At 65.1% G+C, this 18966-nt stretch carries 18 protein-coding genes; 5 read left to right on the top strand and 13 right to left on the bottom strand.

From position 1 onward, the window contains the following. The first annotated feature begins 20 nt into the window (after positions 1 to 20). Entirely contained in the window at positions 21 to 1400 is a 1380-nt protein-coding gene (locus tag I6F20_RS34505) for a caspase family protein (protein WP_225130414.1), read from the top strand. Here the strand turns inward: I6F20_RS34505 and I6F20_RS34500 are convergent. From I6F20_RS34500 to I6F20_RS34470, 8 genes are all read right to left on the bottom strand, one after another. Beyond that, positions 1373 to 3499: a molybdopterin oxidoreductase family protein gene (locus tag I6F20_RS34500; RefSeq protein WP_225130412.1), complete on the bottom strand. Its 2127-nt coding sequence runs from the start codon at positions 3497 to 3499 to the stop codon at positions 1373 to 1375. The genes I6F20_RS34505 and I6F20_RS34500 overlap by 28 nt on opposite strands. Positions 3500 to 3664: 165 nt before the next feature. Next, entirely contained in the window at positions 3665 to 4471 is an 807-nt protein-coding gene (locus I6F20_RS34495; protein WP_225130410.1) for an SDR family NAD(P)-dependent oxidoreductase, read from the bottom strand. A 22-nt stretch (positions 4472 to 4493) separates the two neighbouring features. Beyond that, positions 4494 to 5786 carry a TRAP transporter large permease gene (locus tag I6F20_RS34490; RefSeq protein ID WP_036007478.1) on the bottom strand — a complete coding sequence of 431 codons (1293 nt, stop codon included), beginning with the start codon at positions 5784 to 5786 and terminating at the stop codon, positions 4494 to 4496. Then, positions 5777 to 6328 (bottom strand): TRAP transporter small permease, encoded by a 552-nt coding sequence (locus I6F20_RS34485; RefSeq protein ID WP_036007481.1) that lies wholly within the window; start codon positions 6326 to 6328, stop codon positions 5777 to 5779. The genes I6F20_RS34490 and I6F20_RS34485 overlap by 10 nt, the downstream gene beginning before the upstream one ends. 64 nt (positions 6329 to 6392) lie before the next feature. Further along, positions 6393 to 7364 carry a TRAP transporter substrate-binding protein gene (locus tag I6F20_RS34480; protein WP_036043896.1) on the bottom strand — a complete coding sequence of 324 codons (972 nt, stop codon included), beginning with the start codon at positions 7362 to 7364 and terminating at the stop codon, positions 6393 to 6395. Between the two features lie 300 nt (positions 7365 to 7664). Then, positions 7665 to 8393, bottom strand: coding sequence for a Crp/Fnr family transcriptional regulator (locus I6F20_RS34475; protein ID WP_036007486.1), 729 nt, complete (start codon positions 8391 to 8393; stop codon positions 7665 to 7667). A gap of 339 nt (positions 8394 to 8732) precedes the next feature. Then, positions 8733 to 8858 carry a hypothetical protein gene (locus tag I6F20_RS38085; protein ID WP_275945336.1) on the bottom strand — a complete coding sequence of 42 codons (126 nt, stop codon included), beginning with the start codon at positions 8856 to 8858 and terminating at the stop codon, positions 8733 to 8735. Between the two features lie 97 nt (positions 8859 to 8955). Beyond that, a complete protein-coding gene (locus I6F20_RS34470) occupies positions 8956 to 9669 on the bottom strand; it encodes a helix-turn-helix domain-containing protein (RefSeq protein ID WP_225130409.1) in 714 nt (237 codons plus the stop codon). A 151-nt stretch (positions 9670 to 9820) separates the two neighbouring features. Here I6F20_RS34470 and I6F20_RS34465 point away from each other — a divergent pair, with 151 nt between their 5' ends. Beyond that, positions 9821 to 10138 (top strand): c-type cytochrome, encoded by a 318-nt coding sequence (locus I6F20_RS34465; RefSeq protein WP_036007493.1) that lies wholly within the window; start codon positions 9821 to 9823, stop codon positions 10136 to 10138. A 7-nt stretch (positions 10139 to 10145) separates the two neighbouring features. Here the strand turns inward: I6F20_RS34465 and I6F20_RS34460 are convergent, their stop codons facing one another. Genes I6F20_RS34460 through I6F20_RS34450 form a run of 3 tightly spaced genes read right to left on the bottom strand, consistent with a single transcriptional unit; the run spans position 10146 to position 13159 of the window. Further along, entirely contained in the window at positions 10146 to 11249 is a 1104-nt protein-coding gene (locus I6F20_RS34460) for an ABC-type transport auxiliary lipoprotein family protein (RefSeq protein WP_036029008.1), read from the bottom strand. A gap of 3 nt (positions 11250 to 11252) precedes the next feature. Next, positions 11253 to 12020, bottom strand: coding sequence for an ABC transporter ATP-binding protein (locus I6F20_RS34455; RefSeq protein ID WP_225130407.1), 768 nt, complete (start codon positions 12018 to 12020; stop codon positions 11253 to 11255). Between the two features lie 2 nt (positions 12021 to 12022). Next, the gene (locus I6F20_RS34450; protein ID WP_036007528.1) at positions 12023 to 13159 is read right to left on the bottom strand and encodes an ABC transporter permease; all 1137 of its coding nucleotides are present in this window, start codon (positions 13157 to 13159) and stop codon (positions 12023 to 12025) included. 177 nt (positions 13160 to 13336) lie between these two features. Here I6F20_RS34450 and I6F20_RS34445 point away from each other — a divergent pair, with 177 nt between their 5' ends. Together I6F20_RS34445 and I6F20_RS34440 are read left to right on the top strand one after the other, a co-directional pair. Continuing rightward, positions 13337 to 13612, top strand: a complete 276-nt coding sequence (locus I6F20_RS34445; RefSeq protein ID WP_225130398.1) for a hypothetical protein — start codon at positions 13337 to 13339, stop codon at positions 13610 to 13612. Beyond that, positions 13613 to 14101, top strand: a complete 489-nt coding sequence (locus I6F20_RS34440; protein WP_225130396.1) for a phage holin family protein — start codon at positions 13613 to 13615, stop codon at positions 14099 to 14101. 110 nt (positions 14102 to 14211) lie between these two features. Here the strand turns inward: I6F20_RS34440 and I6F20_RS34435 are convergent, their stop codons facing one another. Both I6F20_RS34435 and I6F20_RS34430 read right to left on the bottom strand, forming a co-directional pair. Continuing rightward, entirely contained in the window at positions 14212 to 16905 is a 2694-nt protein-coding gene (locus I6F20_RS34435) for a bifunctional acetate--CoA ligase family protein/GNAT family N-acetyltransferase (protein ID WP_225130394.1), read from the bottom strand. Between the two features lie 64 nt (positions 16906 to 16969). Then, on the bottom strand, positions 16970 to 17803 hold the full coding sequence (locus I6F20_RS34430) for a universal stress protein (RefSeq protein ID WP_225130392.1): 834 nt from the start codon (positions 17801 to 17803) through the stop codon (positions 16970 to 16972). A gap of 178 nt (positions 17804 to 17981) precedes the next feature. Here I6F20_RS34430 and I6F20_RS34425 point away from each other — a divergent pair, with 178 nt between their 5' ends. After that, positions 17982 to 18965, top strand: coding sequence for a zinc-dependent alcohol dehydrogenase family protein (locus I6F20_RS34425; protein WP_225130390.1), 984 nt, complete (start codon positions 17982 to 17984; stop codon positions 18963 to 18965). Position 18966 lies beyond the last annotated feature (1 nt).

Below are 18966 nucleotides of genomic sequence, written 5' to 3'. Positions count from 1 at the left end.
GACCGGAGATTTGATCACCGATGAGCCATTTCATGCGCGCCGCATTGATGTTGTTGCTGGCAGGATTGGTCGTGCTGAGCGGCGGCGCCGCATGCCATGCGGCCGACGCCGCGAAGATCGCGCTGGTGATCGGCAACGCGAAGTATCCCGACAATGAGTTCGTCCTGAGCGAGGTCGCCAACGATGCCCAGGACGTCGCCGAGGAATTGAAGCGCGGCGGCTTCGTCGTCGACAGGCAGAGCAATCTCACCGGCGATGCCATGCGGCAGGTGCTGGGCCGCTTCTACGACCGCATCGAGCGCGGCGCGGTGGCGCTGATCTTCTTCGACGGCTTTGCCATCCAGTCCAACCGTCAGACCTATCTGCTGCCGGTCGACGCCCAGATCTGGACCGAGCCGGACGTCTCGCGCGACGGCTTCGGCCTCGACGCCATCCTCGCCGAGATGAACACGCGCGGTGCCGCCATCAAAATCGCGCTGATCGACGCTTCCCGCCGCAACCCGTTCGAGCGGCGCTTCCGCCGCTATTCGGCCGGCCTGGCACCGGCGATCGCACCGAGCAATACGCTGGTGCTCTACTCCGCCGCGCTCGGCGCGGTCACGGCGACCGGCAAGACCGATCGCAGCCTCTTTGTCGCCGAGCTGCTGCGCGAAATGCGCGCGCCGAACATCAGCGCCGAGCAGGCCCTGACCAACACCAAGAACGGCGTGGTTGCCGCCACCAACCGCGAACAGGTGCCCTGGCTGTCCTCCTCGCTGACGACCGAGTTCTCGTTCGCAAGCCCGGCGACGCGGCCGCGGGACGACGCGGCCAAGCCACAGGTGCAGACACCCGAGCCGCAAAAGCCGGTCTGCGAGGTACCGCAGGCGGAGCCCGCCCCGAATGCGGACGAACTGGCACGAGATCCCGTCATCGCCGATCTCAGCCGCAAGATCACCGCCAACGCCAACGATGTCACCTCGCGCTACAAACGCGGCCAGGTCTACGCGATCAAGCGCGCCTATGCGCTCGCGATACAGGATTTCGACGCGGTGCTCCGCCGCGCGCCCAAGGACGCGGAAGCCCTAAACAACCGCTGCTGGAGCCGGGCTGCGACGGGCGACCCGCAAGGCGCGCTGGTCGACTGCAATCTGGCGCTCCAGATCAACCCGGGCTTGAGCGATGCACTCGACAGCCGCGGGCTCGTCAACCTCAAGCTCGGGCGCAATGCCGAGGCGATCAAGGATTATACCGACGCGATCCAGCGCAACCCGCGCTCCTCGTCCTCGCTGTTCGGCCGCGGCATCGCTGCGCGCAGAAGCGGCGGCGACGGCGCCACCGATATCGCGCAGGCGAAGTCGATGAACCCGAACATTGCAAAGGAATTCGCGGGCTACGGCGTCACGGAGTGCACGCCTTGAGCTGAGGCCGCCTTCCTGATCCAGACTTTATTATCGTGGAACGCCGCGCCGCCGATCGGCGCGATCGTATCTGCGCCCGTCAACGTGTTGATGCCGCGGCCGCCGATATGGTTGCTGTTGGGATGAACGGATTCGGCGATCAGGACACCGCGCCGCACGCCCTCGAACAGCGTCGCGATCAGCGTGGTCTCGCCGCGGCCGTTGCCGAGCGTCACCGCATCGCCATCGGCGATGCCGAGCGCGGCGGCATCTAACGGGTGGATCATCACGCTGGCCCGGCCCTCGCGCGCCTGCGAGGACGGCGTCTCGTTGAAGGTCGTGTTGAGGAAGCTGCGCGAGGGACTGGTCGCTAGCCGGAACGGATGGGCCCGGTCGGCGTGCTCGATCACTGCCCAATGATCCGGCAGACCAGGCATCTTGTCGTAGTCGCCCATGGTGACGCCGAACGGCGGATGCGCCCAGTCGGCTTTGAAATGGAACTTGCCGTCGGCGTGGGCGAAGCCGTCGAGATAATGCGAGGTGCGGAAATCCGGCTGCAGGTCGCGCCAGATGTCGGCTTCAAGGCCGGCGATGTCGCCGTGATTGCTCAGCCTCAAGGTCGCGTCGATCAATTCGCGCGGGCTCATCTCGAAGCCCGGATGCCTGGCGCCCAGCCGCGGCGCCAGCGCCTGCAACACCTCGTGGTTGGAGCGGCATTCGCCCGGCGGGTCGATCAGCTTCGGCCCGACCGAGATGTGCTGATGGCCGCCGCCATAATAGAGGTCGTCATGCTCCATGAACATGGTCGCCGGCAGCACGATGTCGGCCATCTGCGCCGTCTCGGTCATGAACTGCTCGTGCACCGCCACGAACAGATCCTCGCGCGCAAAGCCCTGCCGGACCAGCGCCTGCTCCGGCGCCACCGTCATCGGATTGGTGTTCTGGATCAGCAACGCCTTGACCGGGCCCTTGCCCTGCAGAGCTTCGGCATCGCCGGTGAGGATACGTCCGATCTGCGACTGGTCGAGCGCGCGGGTGGTCTTGTCGATCGCGTCGTGGCCTTCGATGATGGATTCGTTGAAGTGCCACAGCGCGTAATTGTTGAAGAAGGCGCCGCCGCCTTCATACTGCCAAGCGCCGGTCACCGCGGGAATGCACAGCGCCGCATGCATCTGCGTCGCGCCGTTGCGCGAGCGGGTGAAGCCATAGCCGAGACGGAAGAAGGTCCGCTTGGTCTCGCCGACGGCCTTGGCGAAAGCCTCGATCTCCGACACCGGAACGCCGCAAATCGCCGAGGCCCATTCCGGCGTGCGCGACTTCAGATGCGCCTCGAGCTCGGCGGGGCAATCGGTATACTTGTCCATGTAGGCTCGGTCGGCGTAGCCGTCGCGGAACAGGACATGCATGACGCCGCAGGCGAAGGCGCCGTCGGTGCCGGGCCGCAGGATGATCCTGATGTCGGCCTGCTTCATGGTCTCGTTGTCGTAGATGTCGACCGCCGCGATCTTCGCGCCGCGCTCCTTGCGGGCGCGCGAGGCGTGCGTCATCACGTTGACCTGAGTGTTGACGGGATTGGTGCCCCAGATCACGACGAGATCGGACAGCGCCATCTCGCGCGGGTCGACGCCGGCGATCTTGCCGGTGCCGATTGCAAAGCCGATGCGCGCAACATTGGCACAGATGGTCTGGTAGAAGCGCGAATATTTCTTCACATGCGTGAGACGGTTGAGCCCGTCGCGCATCACGAGCCCCATCGTCCCCGCGTAGTAATAGGGCCAGATCGATTCCGCACCGAAGTCGCGCTCGGCCGCATTGAATCGGTGCCCGATCTCGTCCAGCGCCTCGTCCCAGGAGATCCGCGCGAACTGACCTGAACCCTTGGGGCCGGTGCGGCGCAGCGGATAGATCAGCCGCTCGGGATGATGGATGCGCTCGGCATAGCGGGCGACCTTGGCGCAGACGACGCCGGCGGTGTAGGTCTGCTTCTTCGAACCGCGGACGCGGCCGATGCTGCGGCCTTCGACCACCTCGACATCGAGGGCGCAGGCCGAGGGGCAATCATGCGGACAGGTCGAATGGCGGATCTCGATCTTCGCGTTGATCTTGGCGTGCTGGTTCATGTCCCAGTTCGTAACACCAAAATACCGGCCAGCCGAGCGCATTTATCCGGCAAGCCCCATGCGATTTGCTCAAGCCGCGCGCGCCGGAGCTTCCTGCTGCGGTTGCGAAGGAGGCCTGCCAGTGAGCCGCGCGACGTGCAAGCGCAACCCTAGCTACATCCTTTGCTATTTGTGCAACTGGGTGAGACCGGTCGGCGGGCCGTCGACGGCGGTCCAGCCGCCGTCGACGAACAGCGTGCTGCCGCTGACATAGCTTGCGGCATCCGAGGCGAGATAGGCGACGGCGGTCGCGACCTCGTCGGCGCTGCTCCAGCGGTTGAACACGGTGTGGCCGGCGTAGAGATTGTAGATGTCGGGGCGCTGCTTGAATGGGCCGGTCAGCGCGGTCTCGGCGATGCTCGGGGCGATCGCATTGACGCGCACGCCGGCGTGTCCGACTTCGGAGGCAAAGCCCTTCACCAGGAGACCGATCGCCGCTTTGGTCGAACCGTAGACGCCGAGACCGGGTTCGATGGTCACCGCGCGGATCGAGGAGCAGGCGATGATGCTGCCGCCCTTCTGCGCGACCATGATGCGGCCGAAGGCCTGGAAGAAAAAGACCGTGCCCTTGACGTTGAGGTTGAGGACGCGGTCGAGATCCTCCTCGGTGTAGTCGAGGATGGTCTTGCGGATGTTGAGGCCGGGCGTCGTCACGGCGATGTCGAGTCGCGGAAACTTCTGCATCACGGTTTTCGCGAGCGCGTTGACGTCCGCGGCGCTTGCGGCGTCGCAACCAGCTGCTTCCGCCCAGCCGCCCTTGTCGCGAATGCCGGCGGCGGTCGCCTCCGCTGCGCCGAGCGCGCGATCGGCGCAGACAACCCGGGCGCCGAGATCCGCAAGCGCTTCGGCCGACGATTTGCCGATGCCGGATGCGGCCCCGAGCACGAGCGCGGTCTTGCCGGTGAGATCGAAGAGCTTGCGATAGTCCGTCACTGACAATGTCTCCCTGGTGCTGCTAGCCCTTGTAGCCCATCAGGAGGCGCGGCAGCCACAGCGAGAATGCAGGGACATAGGTCACGAACATCAGTGCTGCGATGAGCGCAGCATAGAACGGCAGGATGGTACGCATCACCGCGCCGACCGAGATGCCGCCGATGGCGCAGCCGACGAATTGCGTCGTTCCGACCGGCGGCGTGTTGAGCCCGAGGGCGCAATTGATCAGCATCAGCATGCCGAACTGCACCGGGTCCATGCCCGCCTTCATCGCGATCGGCAGAAAGATCGGGGTGCAGATCAGGATCGTTGCCGCCATGTCCATGAACGTGCCGAGCACGAACAGGATGACGTTGATGAGCAGGAAGATCACCCATGGCTGAGTCGACAACTTGTTCATCATCGCGCCGGCGAGATCCGCCACCTCGTAAAGTCCCATCAGGTACTGGAACATGGTGGAGACGCCGATCAGCAGCAGCACCACCCCGGTCGTCTTCACCGCCTTGGCGGCGGCGCGCAGGAAGTTGCCCCAGGTCATGGTGCGATAGATGAAGAAAGTCAGCAGGATCGAGTAGGTGACGGCGATGGCCGCCGATTCGGTTGCCGTGAAGACGCCGGACAGGATGCCGGCCAGGATGATGCCGACGATCAGAAGCCCAGGCACCGCGGCCGCCAGCGAGCGGACCACCTCGGCCCAGCCCGGGAATTTGCCGGCGGGATAACCGCGCTTCACCGCGACCGCGTAGGCGGCAACCAGCATGCAGACCATCAGCACCAGCGCCGGCAGCAGGCCGGCCGCAATGAGCGCGCCGATCGAGACCTTGCCGCCGGCCGCGAGTGCATAGATGATCATGTTGTGGCTGGTTGGCATCAAGGCGCCCACGAGCGAGGCGTGGGTGGTGACGTTGACGGCGTAATCGGTGTCGTATCCCTCCTTCTTCATCATCGGGATCATCACCGCGCCCATCGCCGACACGTCGGCCACGGGTGAGCCGGAGACGCCGCCGAACAGCGTGCACGCGACCACGTTCGACATGCCGAGCCCGCCGCGGATGTGCCCGACGAGATTCTTGGCGAGTTGCACGATCTTGTCGGCCACGCCGCCATGCAGCATCAGCTCACCGCTGAAGACGAAGAACGGAATGGCGAGGAAGGAGAAGATGTTCATCCCCGACATCATCTGCTGGAAGATGACGGCGACCGGCAGGCCTTCGTAGAGGATGGTGCAGATGGCCGACAGGCCGATCGCGAAGGCGACCGGTACGCCGAGGATCAGAAAGCCGAAGAAGGTGGCGCCGAGGATGATCAGTTCCATGAGGGGACGACCTCTTCGCCGCGCAGGAGAGCAATGATGTGCTCGATGGAAAACGAAACGATCAGGACGCCGGAGGCGAACAGCGGCACGTAGCGGATCACCTCGGGCAGGCCGAGATTGGGGATCTTCACGGTGCCCACCGACGCGCCGAGGATCCAGCCATTATAGGCCATTGCGAGGCCGAACCCGGCGACCAGAACGTGGATCACGATCTCGATCTTCTCCCGCGCGTGATCGGGGAGCATGACCAGCAGGCTGTCCATGCCGATATGCCCGGCATCACGTACGCCGACGGCGGCGCCGATCAGCGTGACGTAGAGGATCAGGACCAGCGCCAAATTCTCCGTCCAGGTCGGGCTGGAGTTGAGCACGTAGCGTCCGAATACCTGGTAGAAGACGATGGCGACGATGACGAGCAGGCCCGTCACCGACAGGTACATGCCGAGGCGCGCAATGGGGGCATTGACCCGCGACAGCAAGCCGGTGGACGGGCGTGCTGCTACGGCCCCCTGTTCGTGACTTGCGACGTGTGGGTCTGTCATCCCGCGCCTCCTCACGGGATCCGGTGCCGCCTGGCGGCGACGCCGGACCCGGCTTCGAATTGTCCTACTTCGTGTCCTGGATGCGCTTGACGAGGCTCTGCAGCTTCTCGTTACCGGCGAACTTCTGGTAGACCGGCTTCATTGCATCGACGAACTCCGCCTTGTTGCCGATCGTGACCACCTGAACGCCAGCGGCCTCGACGGTCTTGCGGGCGGCCTGCTCGCGCGCGTCCCAGAGCTTGCGCATGACGGGCACCGATTCCTTGGCTGCCTTGCGGACCATCGCCTGGTCCTCCTTGCTCAGCGCGTCCCAGACCTTTTTCGAGATCACGAGAACTTCGGGCGCGAGGGAGTGCTCGGTGATGTTGTAGAACTTGGCGGCTTCGAAGTGCCGGGAGGATTCGTAGGACGGCCAGTTGTTCTCGGCAGCGTCGACGAGGCCGGTCTTGAGCGCGGTGTAGACCTCGCCATAGGGCATCGGCGTCGGGTTGGCCCCCAAGCTCTGGATCATGCCGACCCACAGGTCGGATTGCTGGACGCGGATCTTCAGGCCCTTCAGATCGGCCAGCGATTTGACCGGTCCCTTGACGGTATAGACCGAGCGCGCGCCGCTGTCGTAATAGGCAAGGCCGACCAGGCCCGCGGGCTCCATGGCTGCCAGGATCTCATCGCCGATCGGACCGTCGAGGACGGTGCGCATGTGCTGCGTGTCCCTGAAGACGAAGGGCAGACACAACGCGATAGTCTCGGGCACGAAATTGTTCAGCGGCGATGCATTAATCCGCATCATGTCGAGCGCGCCGATCTTGAGTTGCTCGATCGTGTCCTTCTCCGAGCCCAGGGCGCCGTTCGGAAACACCTTCACGCCAAGCTTGCCGCCGCTCGCCGCCGCGAGCTGCTGGCCCATGAACTTGACCGCCTCGACGGTCGGATAATCGGCGGGGTGAACGTCAGCCGAGCGGAAATCGCGTGCAGTGGCCAGGGGTGCTGAGACCGCCAGTGCAACGGCTGTGATGATACCGGTGAGCGTCTTCATGTGGGCTTCCTCCTGGGTTGATTGAGATCGATTATATCGTTGTCGGCCCGGCTGCAGGCCGCCTTGGGTCGCTCCGCTTCAGGTGTGAAGTCAAGCGCCAATGTCGTCCCTAGGGCGGGCGGCATTCTCTGTCCAAGCCAAATCCGGCATCGATCGATGCAAGACTTGCATCGATCGATTTCTGGCGCAATTCGCACTATGGTGGGTATGGCGGCCTGGCTCGACGTCGCTAGCCCGTGACTTGACGCCTCCAATCGAGGCCCCGCGCGGTCGCCAGCATCGACGGTTAGGCCGACGGCGTCACTCGCCGCCGAGGCCACTCTCGGCGAGCTCGCGCAGCGCGTCCGTATCGAGCACGACGATGGCGCCGTGCTCGAGGCGGACCCAATTGCGGCCGGCCCAGGCGCGCAATTGCTTGTTGATACTCTCGCGCGTCATCCCGACCATCTCGCTGATCTCTTGCTGCGTGATGGCGAGCGTGCCGCTGCCGGAATCCAGCTTGCGCTCTTCGGTGAGACCGAGCAGTGCACTGGCAAGCCGGCCCGGCAGATTCTGCAGGATCACCTGCTCGACCTGCTGACTGGTCCAGCGCAGACGCGCGCACAGCAGCTCGATGAACTTCATCGCCAGCGCCGGCTGGCTCTTCACGAACGGCAGGAAGTCCCGGCGATCGATGACGTAGAGCTCGCAATTGGTATTTGCGGTCGCATCCGCCGACCTGGGCGCGCCGTCGAGCACGGCGATCTCGCCGAAGATTTCTCCGGGGCCGATCAGATTGAGAATAGCGTTCCGCCCATCAGGCGATGAGGAGGAAATCTTGACTGTCCCCGCGATCACCGCGAACAGGCTGTTGCCGGGATCGCCCTTGGCAGCGATCGTCGCGCCACGCTTGACGGTGGTGTGCTTGGCGTAGCGGCAGAGTTGATCGAGCGCTTCCGGCTCCAGATCCGCGAAGATCGGGTGCTTGCGCAGGACCGATAGTTTGTTGCCCGCCGGTTGTCGGGGATCGCCGGTCTTGTCCTGAGGCACGCCGCGGGGCTCCTAAGACTACGAGGCACTGAGTTCCTGCGTAGTCAACGTTACCAGGCATTTCAACCGGAAAGCACGCGCGCGATTTGAGGCAAATGCCACGAAAAGGCCCGTAACGAGGAAGTCAGCAGCCAAAAGCTGCGGCGATGCGTCTTCTTCGACGCAGAGTTGCGGATTACGCAAACCGTGATTGCGTCGAAACGCTGCCGACGGGTGGCGCCCGCCCAGGCGAGCATCGGCCCTGGCGCGCCGGACTCGGACCTAAACCTGGACTTGGACTTGGACTTGGACTTGGACCTGGACTTGGACTTGGACCTGGACCTGGACCTGCAGAAGGCTTCAGTGCCTGGAATCCGGATCAAGCCGACCCGCCCTGGTTTGCCGGTCAGCCCAGGCCAGAACTGCGGCGAACACGACAAAGATCGCGACGACGACAACGGTCACCAGCAACGCGTCAGCAGGCATCATCCCCTCCCGGATTTGTCTCCGGCATTATTTTGCGGGGCATGGCCGGCGTCATTGACCGGGATCAAATTCTGCCGAAGACGCCGTGGACGGGAGGTCAGGCTGCGGCCATGGCCTCGACACGGGCCGGGTCGAGCATGCTGATGCCGCCGTGAATGATCTCGATCACGCCGAGACGCTCAAGCTTGGTAAAAGTGCGGCTGACGGTCTCGATGGTCAGGCCGAGATAATCGGCGATGTCCTGACGGCTCATCGGAAGCGCGACCATGTCGGACGGACCGCTGAGCGCGACCAGCCGCTCGCGCCAGCCGAGCAGAAAGGTCGCGACCTTCTCGTCGGCCGAGCGGCGGCCGAGCAGAACCATGTGGTCGCGCGCCTGGCTCAACTCGCGAATGGCCAGTTCGTTGATGCGCCTGAGCAATTGCGGCCGGTCTTCGATGAAACGGCCGAAAGGCCCTTTTGGGAATTGGCACACTTTCACCACGCCGATCGCATCGGCCGAAAAATTGTGCCGGCCGGACAGATTCATCCCGAGGAAGTCACCGGGCAAGGCAAAGCCGACGATCTGCCGCCGGCCGTCAGGCAGCAGCTTGTACAGCCGCATGACGCCTTCGAGGACGTTGTAGAACGAGGTCGTGATGTCCTCCTCGGAAAACACGGTCTCGCCCGAATCGAAATGGACGCGGCGGCCGAGATGCTCGAACTCCCGGAGTTCGGCTGCATCGAGCGACGAGCAGACCGCCGCTCCACGCACGGCACAATCGTCGCAATGATGTCCGTTCGGCTCACTCGTGACCACGGAAGGCTTCATCCATCGCTCCCCACGCCGGCCGCTCCCGACGTCAGGCCGAGTCCACCGCGCGGCTGCATTTTACTGCACCGTGCCGCAGCCGATTGACCCAGATCAAATTTGGCTGGCATCCCGCTCTTATTCTGCGTCCACGGTTCGACGGGATGATTCCATGCTGCAAAGAGCACTGCGTCACGGCCTGATTGGGCTGCTTCTGATCACGCCTGCGCTCGCGGCCCCGGCCGCCGAACAACGCGGCAAGGCTTTCGCCCGAGCCAATTGCGCACGCTGTCACGCGATCGACCGCGCCTCCAAGAGCCAGCTGGAGATCGCGCCTCCGCTACGCACCCTGCATCGGCGCTATCCGATCAACAGCCTTGGCGAGGCGCTGGCCGAGGGGATCTCCACCGGACATGCCGACATGCCGGCCTTCGCGCTCAGCCCGGACCAGATCCACGACCTGCTGTCCTACCTGAAGACGCTGGAATAGTCGCCCCTCACACCGCCTGCACGGTCCATCCGATCAGCTCCTTGGCGATGCGCGCGAAGGCGGCATCGAAGGCGGCGACTGAAGCGGCCGGTTCGACCTTGTCGAGCTTTTCGCTGGCCTCGATGAGGCGCGATGCGATCACCTTGCCATTCTTGTCGACGATCCGAGCCGACAGTCCGATCTCGGCCCGAGCCTCCCCATCCGTCGCGATCCGAAAGCGCCGGATGTCGAGCAGGAGTTGGTAGTCCGCCGGCCCGAGATCCGTCGTGCGCAGCGGGGCGTGGGCGATGTCGTAGTTCTCGAAACTGTCGATCAGGCGCGCCTGCACCAGTTTCGGAATGCTGTCAGCCCAGAGGAAGTCCGCAAAGCCCGGCCTGTCGCCGCCAGGCGCGAACAGCATGCGCTGAGTCTGCAGCATCGCCACCGCCGTCGGCTCGGGAATGGCCAGTGAGGCCGATAGAGTCTTGCCGGCCGGTCCGAGATTCTGCGGCGTGCGCAGGTCGTAGGTGACCTTCTGCGCGGGCGTACCGCCGCCGGTCATCTTGTCGAGGCCTGCCAGGATGCCGTCGATCTTGCCGGTGTTGCGCGCGAGCCCGTCGGAGAAGGTCTTGAAATTGGCAATGGTGTCCTTCAGCGGACCGGAATTGTCCTGAAGCACCGTGTCGACCCGCCGCAGCGCATCGCGCGCCGCCTGCGTCATGCTCTGGCCTGCGCCGGCCTCCGCGATCAAGGTCGGCAGCTCGCCCGACTTGGCGACGATCACGCCCCCCTCCAATGTCACCACGGGAACGCCGGTCAGGCCCTGGAATTCGAGGCCGACCTTAGTGTCGGCACGCACCGGCGTCGCGGTGGCAACCGAGATCGTGGCATTGACGAAGCGCGGGTTATCAGGCGCGAGCCCGAGCTGGGTGACCTCTCCGACCCGAATGCCGTTGAACAGCACGCCCGCGCCAACCAGCAGGCCGGGCACCGGCCCCTGGAATTGCACGTGGTAGCTGGTGCGCGGCCCGATGCCGCCGGTGTTGTTCAGCCAATAGACGAAGCCGAACACTGCGACGATCGCGGCCAGCACGAAACTGCCGATCAGCACATAGGGAGCGCGGGTTTCCATCTCTCATCTCATCTCGTGTTGCAGCATCTGCGAGCGCTTGCCGTGGAAGTAAGCGCGCACCCAGGGATGCTCGGATTGCAGCAATTCGCGCATCGGGCCGATCGCCACGATCTTGCCGTCGGCGAGCGCGGCGATGCGGTCGCAGACCGTGGTCAGGCTCGCAAGGTCATGGGTCACCATGAACACGGTGAGCTCCAGGGTCTTTTGCAGCGTCTTGATCAGCGTGTCGAACTCGCCGGCGGCGATGGGGTCGAGGCCCGAGGTCGGCTCGTCCAGGAAAAGGATCGGCGGATCGAGCGCGAGCGCGCGCGCCAGCGCCACGCGCTTGGTCATGCCGCCGGACAGCTCCGCCGGATATTTGTCGGCGTCCTCGGCGCGCAGGCCGACCATCTCGAGCTTGGCGATCGCGATCTCGTCCATCAGCTCCAGCGACAGGACCAGATTTTCGCGCAAGGGAAACTGGACGTTCTGGCGCACCGTCAGCGAGGAGAACAGCGCGCCCTGCTGGAACAGGATGCCCCAGGCCATCGCTGCGCCGCGGCCGTGGCCGCCGGCGGGTTGTCCCATGACCTCGATGGTCCCGCTCCGGCGCGGGATGAGGCCGATGATGGTCCGCATCAAGACCGATTTGCCGCCGCCGGAGGCACCCACCAGCCCGAGGATCTCGCCGCGGCGGACGTCGAGCGACAGATGGTCGAGCACGGTTTGACGGCCGAAGCCGACCACGAGGTCACGGACGCGGATGGCGAACTCGTCTTGTGGTCCGTCCATCGTCACATTCCGATCGAGGCAAAGAACACGGCGAACAGGCCGTCGAGCACGATCACCAGGAAGATCGATTTCACCACCGACGTCGTGGTCTGCCGCCCCAGCGACTCCGCGCTGCCCTTGACGCGCAATCCCTCGCTGCAGGCCACGATCCCGATCACCAGCGCCATGAACGGCGCCTTCAGGATGCCCACTTCGAAATGTGCGACGGAAATGGCCTCGTGCAGGCGCGCGATGTAGATCGCCGGCCCCATGTCGCCATAGAACTGCGCGACCAGCCCGCCGCCATAGAGCGCGGCGATCGATCCGATGAAGGTGAGGATGGGCAGCGCAACTACCAGGGCCGCAACGCGCGGCAGGATCAGGACGTCGACCGGATCGAGCCCCATGGTCGAGAGCGCGTCGATCTCCTCGCGCATCTTCATCGAGCCGAGCTCGGCCGTGTAGGCGCTCCCCGACCGTCCCGCGACCATGATGGCGACGATCAGCACGCCAAGCTCGCGCAGCACCAGGATGCCGACCATGTCGACCGTGTATGATTCCGCGCCGAATCTACGGAAGTGGAAGAAGCCCTGCTGCGCGATGATGGCGCCGATCAGGAAGGTGATCAGCGTGACGATGGGGATCGCCTGCCATCCGATGCGGTAGAGCTGATACACCAGAGAGGTCAGCCGCAGCGAACGCGGCCGGCGCAGCACGCCGACCACGGCCATGAACAAGGCGCCGAGCATCTGGAGGAAGATCGTGACGTCCTCCCGCGCGCCGACCGCGGACTTGCCGAGATCACCCAGCCGCGCCAGAACCGGATTGGGCGCGGCCGCCGAAGCCGGTGTGCGGCGGTTGACCTGGCGCACCTCGTCCATCAGCCCGCTGAAATGATCGGCGACGCCGACGAATTCGGCTGGCCTGCCTGACGAGGCGGCCCTGCGCGACAGCTTCTCCAGGACCCAGGCGCCGAGCGTATCGAGCGCGCTGATCCCCGACATGTCCAAGGATACGGCGCGCGAACGATCGACGTCGGCCCCGACCGAGCGGGACAAGGTCTCGAGCGTCACCACGTTCGCGGCGGTCCAGGGCCCCTCGGGGCGCAATTTCAGCACGTCGCCGGACGGCGTCGCGTGCAGCAGCGGTTCGTGATTCACGCTTTCCACCTCATCGGGACAATCGGTCCCCATTCAGCCGGCATTTCTAGGCCAGCATGTGGCGGCCGGATTGACCTGTCTCAAGACCCCGAACGGGCTCCGCCTCTTGACGCAAATCAAGCGCGATCGCACGGGCTGGTCTTAGACTTGTATAAATCTAGTGAGGACACCGAATCCATGTTCGACAGTGACAGGATGAGCGAGGAATTGCGCGCGCTGAAGGTCGACGTCACGCGCCTGTTGAGCACCGCCGGCGAGGAGATGTTCGAGAGCTCGAAAGCTCGCACCCAAGCGCTCGCCGATCAGATCAGGGCCGCGCTTGCTGAGCTTGGCGAGACCGTCGAACAGGAGCGGGAGCAGCTCCAGGGCCTCGTTGCGGAGCGTCCGGTCACTTCGCTCGCCTCCGCCTTCGCGCTGGGCGTGGTTGTCGGCTTCATGCTGAGGAGACACTAGGTGAATACCGAGAATGTCGTCAAACATCTGCGCGTGCTGTGGCGCACCGACAGGATCATCGCCGACATCAGGCTGCGGCATTTGCTGATCGGCCTCGGCCTGCGTGCCTTCGCGGCGCTGATCGCCGCGTTCGGGCTGCTGATGCTGGAGCTGTCGGCCTATTTCGCACTGGTGCAGATCTGGAGCGCGATTACCGCGGCTGCCATCCTCGGCGCCGTCAATTTCGTCATCGCGGCCGCACTCTTCCTGATCGCCGGCCGCGCTCCGTCGGGGCGTGACATCGAACTCGCCAACGAAATTCACGACACCTCCATCGAAGCCCTCCAGCTCGAGGCCCGTGCGCTCCAGGCCCAGGTGTCGGGCGCGGTGCACCACCCGCTGAGCACGATCGTGCCGGTGCTGCTGCCGCTGATCGCGGTCATCATCAAAAATCTGCGGGCGACGGCCAGGACGTCAGATGATGCAAATTCGGCCGAGGCGCGCTCCTAAGCGCGATGCGATTAGGATGAATCGTCATCGCGCTTTAGGTTGTTTGTTTGAGCATGATCTTTTCGGAAAACCGCTACACACTTTTCCGGATCATGCTCTAGCTGACGCGATCAGAGCTTCAGCCTGACGTCGCAGATTTCAGGCTCGGCCGGGTCCGGCTTGACCTCGAAGCCGAGCTGCCGGCACATGTCGAGCATCACGGTATTCTCCTGCAGCACGTCGCCCGATATGGTCTTCAATCCTTCCGACCGCGCGTAGTCGATGATCAGCTGCATGAGGGCCCAGCCGAGCCCCCTGCCCTTGAGGTCGGACCGCAGCAGGATCGCGTATTCGCCGGTCTCGTAGATCGAGTCGGAATGGAGCCGGACCACGCCGACCATTTCGCCGCTGGCCTCCTCGAATGCGATGAAGGCCATCGCGCGCGCATAGTCGAGCTGGGTCAGGCGTGCGATGAATTCGTGGGTGAACTCTTTCATCGGGGCGAAGAAGCGCAGGCGAAGGTCGTGCGCCGTGACGTGACGCAGGAATTCGTGGATGGTCGGCTCGTCCTCGGGGCGCATGGGCCGCACGAAGATGCGCCAGTCCTCCTTGAGCTTGAGGCGGCGCTCCCATTGCGATGGATAGGCGCGAACGGCGAAATTGGCCGGGCCGGAGCCGGCGAACTTCCGCTGTGGCGGCCCGACCGCGACGCGGGCATCCACCGCGGTCACGCCGGTTTCGTCGGCCAGCAGCGGGTTGATGTCGAATTCGCGGATCTCGGGAATGTCGGCCGCCATCTGCGCCAGCTTGACCAGCACCATCGCGACGGCGTCGTGCTTCACCGCCGGCACGTCCCGATAGGCCTTCAGCAGCCGCGACACGCGCGTGCGGTCGATCAGATCGCGGGCCAGTTGCAGATCGAGCGGCGGCAGCGCCAGCGCCTTGTCGTTGATGATCTCCACCGCCGTGCCACCGCGGCCGAAAACCACCACCGTGCCGAAGGTCGGATCGTCGGCAAGGCCGAGGATCAGCTCGCGCGCCTTTGCCTTGACGACCATGGCCTGGACGATGACGCCGCCGATGCGCGCCTCGGGCCGCAGCTTCCGCGCTCGCGCAAGAATGTCCGTCGCCGCCGCACGGACGGCCTCCGGCGACGTCAGATTGAGCACGACGCCGCCGACGTCGGATTTGTGGGTGATGTCGCGCGACATGATCTTCAGCACGACGGTGCCGCCTTGCGCGAAGATGTCCTTTGCATAGGCTACCGCCTGCTCGACATCTGCTGCCGCATAGGTCGGCACCATCGCGATATCGTAGGCTTCGAGCAGGTGCTTGATCTCGACGGGTTCGAGCCACTGGCGGCCATCCGCGATCGCGGCGGTGACGATCTCTCTCGCCCCCCTCGCATCCGGAACGAACGTGTCGGGCATCGCGGGAGGCACCTGGGTCAGCTCCTCCACCACCTCGCGGTGCCGGACCAGATGCATGAAGCCGCGCACGGCGTCGTCCTCGGTCGGATAGTTCGGCACGCCGGCGCTGGAGAGTGCCTGGATGATGTGTTGATCGGCCCCGACCCAGGCCGCCAGCACGGGCTTTGCCCATCGGCGGTGCTGCTCGCGATACTTGGCCACGAGCTCCGTCACGGTCTTGGCGATCTCGGCGGCCGATGCGATCGCGGTCTGCACGTTGAGGACGAGGACTGCGTCGTTGTCGCGATCGGCCAGCAGTTCCTCCAGCGCCGCTGCGTAGCGCGCAGCATCGGCGTCGCCCACGATGTCGACGGGGTTTGCACCGGACCAGGTCGGCGGCAGCGCCGCATCAAGCTTCCTGCGCGCGTCAGTCGAGATGGTTGCCGGAATACCGCCGAGCTCGACCAATCGATCGACGGCGAGGACGCCGATGCCGCCGCCATTGGTCAGGATGGCGAGACGCTTTCCGGTCGGCGATTCGACGCGGCCGAGTGTCTCGGCACAGTCGAACAGCTCGCGCAGGTCGGACACCCGCAGCACGCCCGCGCGGCGGAACGCCGCGTCATAGACGGCGTCGGCACCGGCGAGCGCCCCGGTATGCGTCGCAGCGGCCTTCGCACCCTGCGCCATGCGGCCGGACTTCACCACGACGACGGGCTTCACCCGCGCGGCCGCGCGCGCCGCCGACATGAACTTGCGCGCGTCCTTGATCGCCTCGATGTAGAGCAGGATCGCGCGGGTCTTGTGATCCATCGCGAAATGGTCGAGCAAATCGGCAATGTCGACGTCGATCTGATCGCCGATCGAGACGATGCCGGAGAAGCCGACGCCGCGCTGCGCGGCCCAATCCACCATGCCGGCGGCAATGGCTCCCGATTGCGAGATCAGCGCGAGGTTGCCGGCCCCCGGCATGTGCGCGGCGAAACTGGCATTCAGGCTGACGCCGGGCATCATGATGCCGAGGCAGTTCGGCCCGATCAGCCGCATGCCGTGTTTGCGGGCGGCAGCGCTGGTCGCCTCGTGCAGCGATCCCGGTCCCTGGCCGAGACCGGCGGAGACGATCAGCGCACCCGCAGATCCGCGACGGCCGGCCTGCTCGACGATGCCTGGAATCTCGCCCGCGGGCGCGGTGACGACGACGAGCTCGGGCACGAAGTCCAGCCTGTCCAGGCTCTTCACCGCGGCGAGGCCGCCGAGCTCGGCGTGGCGCGGATTGACGAGGCCAAACCGCCCCTTGAATCCCGCTTTCCGAATGTTTTCCAGGACCGCGCGTCCAACGGACGCCGGACGCGCGCTCGCGCCGACGAGCGCAACCGAGCGCGGCGACAGCAGGTTGTTCAGACGATAAGTCGACATGAAAACAAATGCGCCGCGCCAGCGGCGGTTCCGATGATTGAACGATCCGGCTGGAAGAAGACGCCTAGTGCGAGATCATAACCCAGCATGGTGGCTGGCCAATGACGGTCTTTGTCACACCGCCCCACACGATCTCGTTCAGGCGCGAATGATGATAGGCGCCCATCACGACGGCATCGATGCCATGGGAATTCGCCCAGCTTCCCAATACTTTGCCGGTCGAGCGGCCGCCCCCCTTCGTGGTTTCGAACGAGGCAAAGACGCCGTGTTCCCGCAAATGGTTGACGAGTGCCGTTCCGGATCGGACGACCGCGTCCGTCTCGTCCTCCGCCACGGTCAGCACACGAACCGAACTGGCAGCCTGAAGAACAGGCAACGCATCGCCGACCGCACGCGCGGCCCGTGCAGAATGATCCCAGGCAATCACGACGTTCTCGAACTCGGGCCTGAGCTCGTCGGCGCGATGTTCGGGACAGAGCAGAAGCGGCCGGCCGGATTCGAACAACAACGCCTCCACGATGGTCTCCGTTCGACTGTCATGCGGTTTCACGGGAACCAGCGCGAGGTCGCTGAAGCGGGCGTGCTCGGCCAGGATCGCTCCGATCTGATCCGCAGGCACCTTGCCCGACCGGCCCTGGGCGCGGACGTTGGCGCAGCAAGCCGCATCGGTGAATGCATTCAGCAGCTGCTGCATGTCGCTCGCCTCGAGGCTGGCCTGCGCGAATTCGCGATCGTCAGGCAGCATCACCTTCGGTCGCTCGAAAACATCTTCCTCGAGCGCGAGCGCGGTGATCCTGGCGCCGAGATCGGCGGCGACAGAAACGCATTTCTCGATCGCAACCAGGGCTGGCCCGCGCGGCTGGCCGACAAGGGGCAGAAACACATCCTTGATGGGCATCGGAATTCTCCTGAGCCACCATGATAGGCGGGCTGTCGTCGAGACCCTTGATCCGCGTCAAGACCGGGGGAAACTCCGTCCGATCAGCCCGGGAAACAGGCGTTGACTGACGTCAAGGACTGGCCACTCGGCCGTTCTATGGATACTTCAGTCGGAGCGGTTCGCCCCGGAGACAGACATGCGTGCGATGGTGTTGCCGACCCCACGAGCGCGGCTCCGGATGGAGGAGCGGCCCGACCCGATGCCGGGCGAGGGTCAGATCCGGGTGAAGATCAGCGCCTGCGGTGTATGCCGGACCGATCTTCATCTCGTCGATGCCGAGCTGCCCGGCATCCGCTATCCGATCGTGCCTGGCCACGAGATCGTCGGCCGGGTCGACCTCATCGGCGCGAATGTGACGACACATGCGCCTGGTGACCGGGTCGGCATTCCCTGGCTCGGCTTCACCTGCGGAAAATGCCGCTTCTGCCGCGAGGGTATGGAAAACCTCTGTGATGCACCGCTGTTCACCGGCTACACGCGCGACGGCGGCTACGCGACCCACACCATCGCCGACGCACGTTACGCTTTTCCGCTCGGCGAGTCCGGCAGCGACGTGGAGATTGCGCCCCTGCTGTGCGCGGGGTTGATCGGCTGGCGCTCGCTGGTCCTGGCCGGCCCCGCCGAGAGGCTCGGTCTCTATGGCTTCGGCGCGGCCGGCCACATCATTGCGCAAGTCGCGGCTTGGCAGGGACGCTCCGTCCATGCATTCACGCGGGCCGGCGATGCCGCTGCACAAGATCTTGCCCGCCGTCTCGGCGCTGTCTGGGCGGGGTCATCGGACCAGGTGCCCGACGAGCCGCTCGACGCCGCGATCATCTACGCGCCAACCGGCGAGCTGGTCCCGGCGGCGTTGCGCGCCGTGCGCAAAGGCGGTCGCGTCGTCTGCGCCGGCATCCACATGAGCGACATTCCAAGCTTTCCGTATGATCTGCTGTGGCAGGAACGGCAGCTGGTCTCGGTCGCCAACCTGACCCGGCAGGATGGCCTCGATTTTCTCAAGGTCGCGCCGCAAGCCGGCGTGCGGACCGAGACGACGGCGTTTCCGCTCGATCACGCCAATGAGGTCCTGACCATGCTGCGGAATGGCCAGATCCTCGGCGCGGCCGTGCTGACGCCCTGAT

It is taken from the genome of Bradyrhizobium sp. IC3123 (assembly GCF_020193625.1).
GTDB classification, from domain to species: Bacteria; Pseudomonadota; Alphaproteobacteria; order Rhizobiales; family Xanthobacteraceae; genus Bradyrhizobium; species Bradyrhizobium yuanmingense.
Note: the sequence above shows the minus strand (reverse complement) of the source record. Positions and strands in the feature narration are given on the sequence as shown.

Excerpts from the sequence above, each read along its gene's own strand:
- I6F20_RS34505 (WP_225130414.1), top strand. The coding sequence starts at position 21 with ATGAGCCATTTCATGCGCGCCGCATTGATGTTGTTGCTGGCAGGATTG.
- I6F20_RS34500 (WP_225130412.1), bottom strand. The coding sequence starts at position 3,499 with ATGAACCAGCACGCCAAGATCAACGCGAAGATCGAGATCCGCCATTCG.
- I6F20_RS34490 (WP_036007478.1), bottom strand. The coding sequence starts at position 5,786 with ATGGAACTGATCATCCTCGGCGCCACCTTCTTCGGCTTTCTGATCCTC.
- I6F20_RS34485 (WP_036007481.1), bottom strand. The coding sequence starts at position 6,328 with ATGACAGACCCACACGTCGCAAGTCACGAACAGGGGGCCGTAGCAGCA.
- I6F20_RS34480 (WP_036043896.1), bottom strand. The coding sequence starts at position 7,364 with ATGAAGACGCTCACCGGTATCATCACAGCCGTTGCACTGGCGGTCTCA.
- I6F20_RS38085 (WP_275945336.1), bottom strand. The coding sequence starts at position 8,858 with ATGCCTGCTGACGCGTTGCTGGTGACCGTTGTCGTCGTCGCGATCTTT.
- I6F20_RS34470 (WP_225130409.1), bottom strand. The coding sequence starts at position 9,669 with ATGAAGCCTTCCGTGGTCACGAGTGAGCCGAACGGACATCATTGCGAC.
- I6F20_RS34465 (WP_036007493.1), top strand. The coding sequence starts at position 9,821 with ATGCTGCAAAGAGCACTGCGTCACGGCCTGATTGGGCTGCTTCTGATC.
- I6F20_RS34460 (WP_036029008.1), bottom strand. The coding sequence starts at position 11,249 with ATGGAAACCCGCGCTCCCTATGTGCTGATCGGCAGTTTCGTGCTGGCC.
- I6F20_RS34455 (WP_225130407.1), bottom strand. The coding sequence starts at position 12,020 with ATGGACGGACCACAAGACGAGTTCGCCATCCGCGTCCGTGACCTCGTG.
- I6F20_RS34445 (WP_225130398.1), top strand. The coding sequence starts at position 13,337 with ATGTTCGACAGTGACAGGATGAGCGAGGAATTGCGCGCGCTGAAGGTC.
- I6F20_RS34435 (WP_225130394.1), bottom strand. The coding sequence starts at position 16,905 with ATGTCGACTTATCGTCTGAACAACCTGCTGTCGCCGCGCTCGGTTGCG.
- I6F20_RS34430 (WP_225130392.1), bottom strand. The coding sequence starts at position 17,803 with ATGCCCATCAAGGATGTGTTTCTGCCCCTTGTCGGCCAGCCGCGCGGG.
- I6F20_RS34425 (WP_225130390.1), top strand. The coding sequence starts at position 17,982 with ATGCGTGCGATGGTGTTGCCGACCCCACGAGCGCGGCTCCGGATGGAG.